General features: G+C 37.9%; 7 protein-coding genes, 7 tRNA genes and 1 rRNA gene. 3 read left to right on the forward strand and 12 right to left on the reverse strand.

Annotated elements, in window-relative coordinates:
- Positions 1-220: 220 nt before the first annotated feature.
- A complete protein-coding gene (locus tag M3189_RS26220) occupies positions 221-718 on the reverse strand; it encodes a DinB family protein (RefSeq protein ID WP_251639731.1) in 498 nt (165 codons plus the stop codon).
- An 842-nt stretch (positions 719-1,560) separates the two neighbouring features.
- On the opposite strand from M3189_RS26220, the gene M3189_RS26225 reads away from it, so the two are divergent.
- Both M3189_RS26225 and M3189_RS26230 read left to right on the forward strand, forming a co-directional pair.
- Positions 1,561-2,040, forward strand: a complete 480-nt coding sequence (locus M3189_RS26225; protein WP_251639733.1) for a DUF2243 domain-containing protein — start codon at positions 1,561-1,563, stop codon at positions 2,038-2,040.
- Complete coding sequence (locus M3189_RS26230) at positions 2,041-2,829, forward strand: cytochrome c oxidase assembly protein (protein ID WP_251639734.1); 789 nt, start codon at positions 2,041-2,043, stop codon at positions 2,827-2,829.
- Between the two features lie 58 nt (positions 2,830-2,887).
- On the opposite strand, the gene M3189_RS26235 is transcribed toward M3189_RS26230, so the two are convergent.
- On the reverse strand, positions 2,888-3,706 hold the full coding sequence (locus M3189_RS26235; protein ID WP_251639737.1) for a sugar nucleotide-binding protein: 819 nt from the start codon (positions 3,704-3,706) through the stop codon (positions 2,888-2,890).
- Positions 3,707-3,867: 161 nt separating this feature from the next.
- On the opposite strand from M3189_RS26235, the gene M3189_RS26240 reads away from it, so the two are divergent.
- Complete coding sequence (locus M3189_RS26240) at positions 3,868-4,056, forward strand: hypothetical protein (protein WP_251639739.1); 189 nt, start codon at positions 3,868-3,870, stop codon at positions 4,054-4,056.
- A gap of 99 nt (positions 4,057-4,155) precedes the next feature.
- Here M3189_RS26240 and M3189_RS26245 read toward each other — a convergent pair whose 3' ends face one another.
- The 10 genes from M3189_RS26245 to rrf form a co-directional block, all read right to left on the reverse strand.
- Positions 4,156-4,620 (reverse strand): SRPBCC family protein, encoded by a 465-nt coding sequence (locus tag M3189_RS26245; protein WP_251639742.1) that lies wholly within the window; start codon positions 4,618-4,620, stop codon positions 4,156-4,158.
- Positions 4,621-4,647: 27 nt separating this feature from the next.
- Positions 4,648-5,511: a nitroreductase family protein gene (locus M3189_RS26250; protein WP_251639744.1), complete on the reverse strand. Its 864-nt coding sequence runs from the start codon at positions 5,509-5,511 to the stop codon at positions 4,648-4,650.
- A 295-nt stretch (positions 5,512-5,806) separates the two neighbouring features.
- Positions 5,807-5,880, reverse strand: a tRNA-Ile gene (locus tag M3189_RS26255).
- Positions 5,881-5,886: 6 nt separating this feature from the next.
- A tRNA-Gly gene (locus M3189_RS26260) sits at positions 5,887-5,960 on the reverse strand.
- Between the two features lie 10 nt (positions 5,961-5,970).
- Positions 5,971-6,045, reverse strand: a tRNA-Gln gene (locus M3189_RS26265).
- Between the two features lie 17 nt (positions 6,046-6,062).
- Positions 6,063-6,138 (reverse strand) — tRNA-His (locus M3189_RS26270).
- Between the two features lie 46 nt (positions 6,139-6,184).
- Positions 6,185-6,261, reverse strand: a tRNA-Met gene (locus M3189_RS26275).
- Between the two features lie 181 nt (positions 6,262-6,442).
- Positions 6,443-6,518 (reverse strand) — tRNA-Val (locus tag M3189_RS26280).
- 64 nt (positions 6,519-6,582) lie between these two features.
- Positions 6,583-6,657, reverse strand: a tRNA-Glu gene (locus tag M3189_RS26285).
- 37 nt (positions 6,658-6,694) lie between these two features.
- Positions 6,695-6,810, reverse strand: a 5S ribosomal RNA gene (gene rrf / locus M3189_RS26290).
- Between the last annotated feature and the right edge of the window lie 9 nt (positions 6,811-6,819).

Raw genomic sequence — 6,819 nt, forward strand, 5'->3', positions numbered from 1 at the left:
TAAGCATGCCTTCATGTAGCCAAATGGTCTAAAACTCATTCAATACATCCCACTTTAATCTTCTAAGTGTTTTGAAATCCTGCGAATAAGTGAGTATTTGAGAGATAAATGTATCTTACTGAGGGAGTACAATAAGAAAAAGGCTGCCGTAGCAACCTAAACTTAAAGTAGAGCACATTGTTAATTGAAGAAGGGCTCCCAATTTATGATGAATTTTCATCTATAATATGTATCTTTCCAACTCATCTTTTTGACGCAAATGATGACGAAAATGCATTTCAATCAAATTATACCATTCCTTTGCGTTCAGCCAGCCGAATCCTCCATGTTTCACTTTATTATTTGGGTTAATATAATCCACTTTCAATTCCCATTGACCCATTCTTTGAATTAACTGATCCATCCTGATAATTAGGTCTTCCTTACTGTCTGAATTATTGGGTGGAGAATTTAATTCATCTGGTAATTTTATTTTAATAGGTGGAAACCCGCCGTTCCTAAATAATTGCTCACCAAACTGGGTTTTCCCAAGGGGCTGTTCCTCATTTAATGTTACACATGTCTCCATATTATCAAGATACTCATGGGCAACAACAATTAAGTGATCATACATTTGTCCAATAGACCAAACCCCTTCTTCCGAGATATATCTAAGCTGTTTCAATGAATAATTGTAAAGATCGCTTTTGAAAGTAATAAGCAGTTTATTTTCACTCATTTAAATACTCCTTTGTATTGCGATATCTCTTTTTTTATATATCCCTTTAATTCGTATTCCATAATATACCACCTGTTTTCAATTAATTTATTTATATTCTCCGTTTATTGCTGATATCGACCTTAAATTAAACTGCCCCGTTAGAGCTCAATAAGAAAAGCCGATAAAATGGCAGCTGATTCTTCAATTCAATATGAATGAAATTTATAGACTGAGTAATACCGCTTGAATAAATAACAAAATTAAAACAACTATAATAATATATTTTGAAAAGATTTTAAGAGTTTTATTATCGAATATATTAATTAAAAAGTAAAAAAAGCCTACAACCCAAATACCGTTCTGAAAAAATGTTGAAATTATATTTTTTATCATATTAAGAATAAAGAATAAGTCCATTAAAATCCCCACCCATTAAAATATTTTACCACAGTTACCCATAATCCTACTTCACCTAACCTACTTCGTTATTTCGACAAGAAAAGACCGTCGCAACGATCATTATCTTTAACTATTGCTAACCATTAGCGGTATAAAGAAGACTGAAAGGTAAATTTATTACTTAGTTCCCCTAACCGCAACGGTATGATCCCCTCTTGATCTGAACCTCTGACTAAAGAAACTTCCCTAAATCCTGCCATAGACAAGTGGTGCACTCAGTTAAAGCGTACTTTTTTTGTGTATCCATATATCCCAATAAGCTGTGAAGATATATATTTGCCTCTTCCTTTTTCCCGCCAAATAATCATGAATATGTCACAACCAACTTAAACATTGTTTGGATTTAATCTAGACAGGATAAACTATTTGATAGGAAAAAAGTGGAATAGGGAGAGAACTTTATGACAACAAGTCATGACGCACGATTAAAATATTTTGGACGCAATCTTTTGTCGGGCTGCTTACTAGGCCTCGGCTTTGTTGCTTTTATTGATGAGGCCATTTTCCACCAGATTCTACACTGGCACCATTTCTATGACAAGTCTACACCTGATATTGGTCTCGTTTCCGATGGAATCTTTCATGCCTTTAGTTGGTTTTCAACGATAGCGGGGGCATTTCTTGTCTCTGATCTACGGCGAAGAAATGCATGGTGGCCCAAAAGATGGTTTGGAGGAATTCTATTGGGCGGGGGTGCGTTCCAATTATACGATGGAACCATCCAACACAAATTAATGAAAATCCATCAGATTCGTTATAATGTGGAGATTGCCCCATACGACTGGGTATGGAATATCATTGCTGCCATACTGCTTATTGCTGGGTTAATTCTTATTTTTCAAACTGGCCGGGGATCAAAAGTGCTGGAAGGGACTACTTAATTGGAACCTAATCATATCCATCATGTTAGTGGGCCACCTTTCGAACTTTTTCAGGCTCTCCCATTTGTCCTGGCAATTTTGATTTACTTTCTACTCGCATTGTTCTCAAACCGCCGGCATAAACGCTGGCCATTTATTCGATATGTATGCTGGATACTAGGAGTTCTTTGTGCTGCGGCTGCACTAATAGGCCCCATTGCTACTCTCGCTCATGAGAATTTCACGGCGCATATGGTCGGTCATCTATTCCTTGGAATGCTTGCTCCGCTCCTATTCGTCCATGCTGCTCCAATGACTCTTCTGATGCGAACATTACGTGTTGGCTCTGCTAGAAGGCTATCACGAATATTAAAAAGTTTACCAGTAAGCATTTACTGTAATCCAGTTGTGGCTTCCATCCTCAATATTGGGGGATTATGGGTATTGTATACAACAGAGCTATACGCAGCGATGCAGGATAATTTCCTTCTGCATATACTCGTACATACACACGTATTCCTAGCAGGTTATCTCTATACAATATCCATTCTTTATATTGAGCCTGTACCCCACCGTTATAGTTTTGTTTTTCGCACTGTTGTGTTAATCCTCTCCTTAGCTGCTCATGGAATTCTATCAAAGTACATTTATGCTCATCCGCCTGTTGGTGTACTGAGAGAACAAGCGGAAAGTGGAGGAATGATGATGTATTACGGCGGTGACTTAGTCGAGTTAGTCCTGATTTTCCTGTTTTGCCAGCAATGGTATAAAGCTGCACGCCCGAGAGCTGTTGTATCTATCACTCAATGAAACATCGTGTTGTATGCAAAAGAACCTGTATTGAAAATCATCAATACAGGTTCTCCATTTATCCCAGCAGGTATGAAATAATCTCATTATTTGTAGTTTGAAGGGATCCTGGTAGATCATCACGGGTTGACTGTAATGTAAAATAGTATGTTTTGTCGTTGTCTAGGTAATAGTTAGATTTCAACAAATCCAATTCACTGCCTAATTTTGTTAAAACCACTTCGTAAAATTTACTCTGTGTCATGGTATCAACAGAACCTAAATGGAATATACCTTTAAGCTTATTTTCAATAATGAATCGGAGCTGTCTTGCTAAATGGAAATCTAAGAGATTATTACATATGAGATTACTGTAGACATCGATCACTGTCGTATTTTTTATGCTATCAAGAATCATCTTCCATCTAGGGGAATCCTTCCCCCATATTGCTGGAATACGGATAATATTTACCCTCTCCTTAAGAATTTCTGTTAGCATAATCTCACAGTCGATTTTAAATTTCCCATAATCAGAATCTGCAATCGGGACGTCTGTTTCGGTATGAGGCTTTGAGAAGTCGCCATCAAAGACATTTGTAGTAGAAAAAAAATAAACCCTACTTGAAGTGTTTCGCAGTTCCTCAGCCAGTTCTCGATGAAACGTAAGCTGCTGACCGAACTCTCCTCTAAGACATGAAATCACTATGTCAGGTTTAACGGAACGCAGGATATCCCTCAGCTCTTTGGTTTGGTGAACCTCCAGATGGAACTGTTTATCGTGAGGGAGCTTCGTTAACGTAGAAGCGTACGTACCATATAGATCATATCTGTCCTTAAATTCCTCAATTAATGCTCTTCCAACCAAACCGCTTGCACCCAAAATAAGTACCTTTTTCATACATGTTCCCCCAAATCCAATAATAAATATCAGTCCTTTTGTCTATCATGATAATTAAGGAAATTAGGCAAGAACCCTTCCCCAAATACCTCATGTCCTGCATAAGTTCAGCTATATGGAAATATGATTAAAATAAGTATCCTAAAAAAGGAGTTGTTTGAATGGCAATCTTTAATAAAATCGCTCTATTCTTTGTTGTTTTGTACTCAGTTATTATTATCTTTAATACTTATTTAGGAGAAACAGAACGGGTACAATCCAATGTTATTTACTTCTTAATGAATGGATTTGCATATATTGTATCGGCGATGGATATGGAAAAAAGAAAAGTCGAGCTATCTAAGGGCTAATACGTTTAAATCCCTATAAAGCTAAAATTTAATTAAACGTTTGATTAGTACTATTACATCCTTCGTAAATCCTTTTATACCAAGGCACAAACCATTTAATCAAACGTTTGATTCGTTTTTTTCTGCAATTTTCTTTAATTCTTTTGCACGGATAACTATAAATCTTTTCATGTATTTTTCTAGAAACAATTTATCAATTAAGACACCAATGGGACCGAAACGTGACTTATATTGAAAATGGTCAATCATCATTGTTCCTTTTCCTTCTGCTGTAAATTGGTGGATATGGATGAAGGACTTGAACGCTCCCTTTACCATTACATCCACGAAACTATGAGGCTTTTCCATAAAGATTACTCTTGCTGTTAACCTCTGCTTAATACCAAAGTGCACAGCTTCCCAGGTTACACTGTCACCTTCCTCCAACAGTCCCTTAGTTACACCCCCAACAGCCCTTTCCTTTGTTTTCAAGGTAGTTTGAGTATGAACATTGACATCTCTGGCAAGGTCAAAACAAACCTCAATTGGAGCTTTGATAAACTGCTTATGTTCTATAAGAGGCATTCTACTTACTCCATTCTTACTTTCGTTTTAGAGGGTTTCCCAGCTGGCAATATACTCCGTTTGCTCATTTAGGAGAAGCAGATCTGGTTTTTCTACACTCCATCGTCCCTCAATATCTAATTCCTTGCAGGCTAATTCAAATTGACACATAGCAATTCCCAAATCCAAAAGCTGCATATCATACCCTAATTTTGAGCTGTAATTCGGTGTATGCTCAATGTAAAAATGACAAACCTTGCGATCTTCTGTTAATAAAAGTCTCCATGGCTGTTTATTCGATGCAGATGGTCCAAGCCTTACCATCTCGATTGGTACTTCAAGTAATCCTGCGTTTTGTTTATCCAATGGAACGTCAAAAGTGGAATCATAAAATAGCTTTTCCCAAGGCTTTTTGTTATCAGCTTTTACAACGTATCGAAGTGCCTTATCAAAAACGCGTTGCTTTTGATTTGGGTAGCCGATGGGTGTTATACAGGGTATGAATTCTTCTTCCCTGAGCTGAATTTCCTGTTCAAACGAGTTTCGGTTGAATGTCCCACCCATCCAGCAAGTACCTATTTGTAACTCAGTTAACAAAATAACTAATTTTTGAAAGGTGTAAGCAAATTCTACAAGTGAGTATTTATTATTTTCTGTTACTCCAACTAAATATGCTTGTGGATTTTTAATAAAACCATAGGTACCTAACTTAATGCCTTTTTCGCTGACATTATTGGTTACTTGAATCAACTTAATAACCCCTTTACTTCCAAATGGTCCTATTAAATTGTCTTCATTATTTATGTAATCGTTAATTGTTTTCAAATGCGATTCTGTTATGTTTTGGCTATCATATGTTCTGACTGAATGTCGTTTTTTCATGGTTTCAATGGTTGATTGATTAAAACTCATATTGAACCTTCTTTCTCATTCGGAAATATTATAAGGAGGTTTCCGACATGGTTGCACTTGTTGTCTATTCGTTACCACTTTTTCAACTTTTCATCTCTTACGGTCACTTATAACTCCTATTCGTTACCACTTCCACGACTTTACACCGTTTTCGGTCATTAATAAAAAATACTACCTTCCATTCCTATTGTAACCACCCATAATATAAAATCATAGAAGAAGGTATCATCCCATTTACAATAGACGAAAAAAAGAGTGATTACTGTATATAGTAATCACTCTTTTAAAGTATTTATGGGCCTAAATGGACTCGAACCATCGACCTCACGCTTATCAGGCGTGCGCTCTAACCAGCTGAGCTATAGGCCCTTAAAATGGAGCGGGTGATGAGAATCGAACTCACAACATCAGCTTGGAAGGCTGAGGTTTTACCACTAAACTACACCCGCAAATAAAAAATGGCTGGGCTAGCTGGATTTGAACCAACGCATGTCGCAGTCAAAGTGCGATGCCTTACCGCTTGGCTATAGCCCAATATTAAAAGTATATAATGGGGCGACTGATGGGAATCGAACCCACGAATGCCTGAACCACAATCAGGTGCGTTAACCACTTCGCCACAACCGCCAAAATAATATAGTTGAGGTTTAACACATAAACCTTGAATTTTAATTGGTTGCGGGGACAGGATTTGAACCTGCGACCTTCGGGTTATGAGCCCGACGAGCTACCAGACTGCTCCACCCCGCGATAGTAAAAATGATAAAATATATCCATGTTCTTAGCTTGAAAGACCGCCCCGATTTCAGTAAGACTATTCAAGAAGCAGTTCAATCGGTGCGCTGTAGCTTATTCGAAGAAGCTTATTCGAACGTGCTCCACACCGCGATAATAAGTATTGAAGATAACTTTCTTTTTTGTGAAAAAATCATGGTGGAGGATGACGGGATCGAACCGCCGACCCTCTGCTTGTAAGGCAGATGCTCTCCCAGCTGAGCTAATCCTCCATGTAATGGTATGTTATTTTTGCTAGTGCCATGGAAAGTTATTTTCTTATACGAGAAAAAACTCTGGTGACCCCTACGGGATTCGAACCCGTGTTACCTCCGTGAAAGGGAGGTGTCTTAACCACTTGACCAAGGGGCCATCAAATATTTACAAAATAAAAGCCCCATAAGGGATTGCCTGGCAACGTCCTACTCTCACAGGGACAAAGTCCCAACTACCATCGGCGCTGAGAAGCTTAACTTCCGTGTTCGGTATGGGAACGGGTGTGACCTTCTCGCCATTGCTGCCAGACTATTTTTT

Origin of the sequence: Neobacillus niacini (genome assembly GCF_023715415.1) — a bacterium.
Classification (GTDB): Bacteria; Bacillota; Bacilli; order Bacillales; family Cytobacillaceae; genus Neobacillus; species Neobacillus niacini_C.

What these genes read in the sequence shown, in the direction of transcription:
- M3189_RS26245 (WP_251639742.1), bottom strand. Translation starts at nt 4,620, where the DNA reads ATGCCTCTTATAGAACATAAGCAGTTTATCAAAGCTCCAATTGAGGTT.
- M3189_RS26250 (WP_251639744.1), bottom strand. Translation starts at nt 5,511, where the DNA reads ATGAGTTTTAATCAATCAACCATTGAAACCATGAAAAAACGACATTCA.
- M3189_RS26220 (WP_251639731.1), bottom strand. Translation starts at nt 718, where the DNA reads ATGAGTGAAAATAAACTGCTTATTACTTTCAAAAGCGATCTTTACAAT.
- M3189_RS26235 (WP_251639737.1), bottom strand. Translation starts at nt 3,706, where the DNA reads ATGAAAAAGGTACTTATTTTGGGTGCAAGCGGTTTGGTTGGAAGAGCA.
- M3189_RS26225 (WP_251639733.1), top strand. Translation starts at nt 1,561, where the DNA reads ATGACAACAAGTCATGACGCACGATTAAAATATTTTGGACGCAATCTT.
- M3189_RS26240 (WP_251639739.1), top strand. Translation starts at nt 3,868, where the DNA reads ATGGCAATCTTTAATAAAATCGCTCTATTCTTTGTTGTTTTGTACTCA.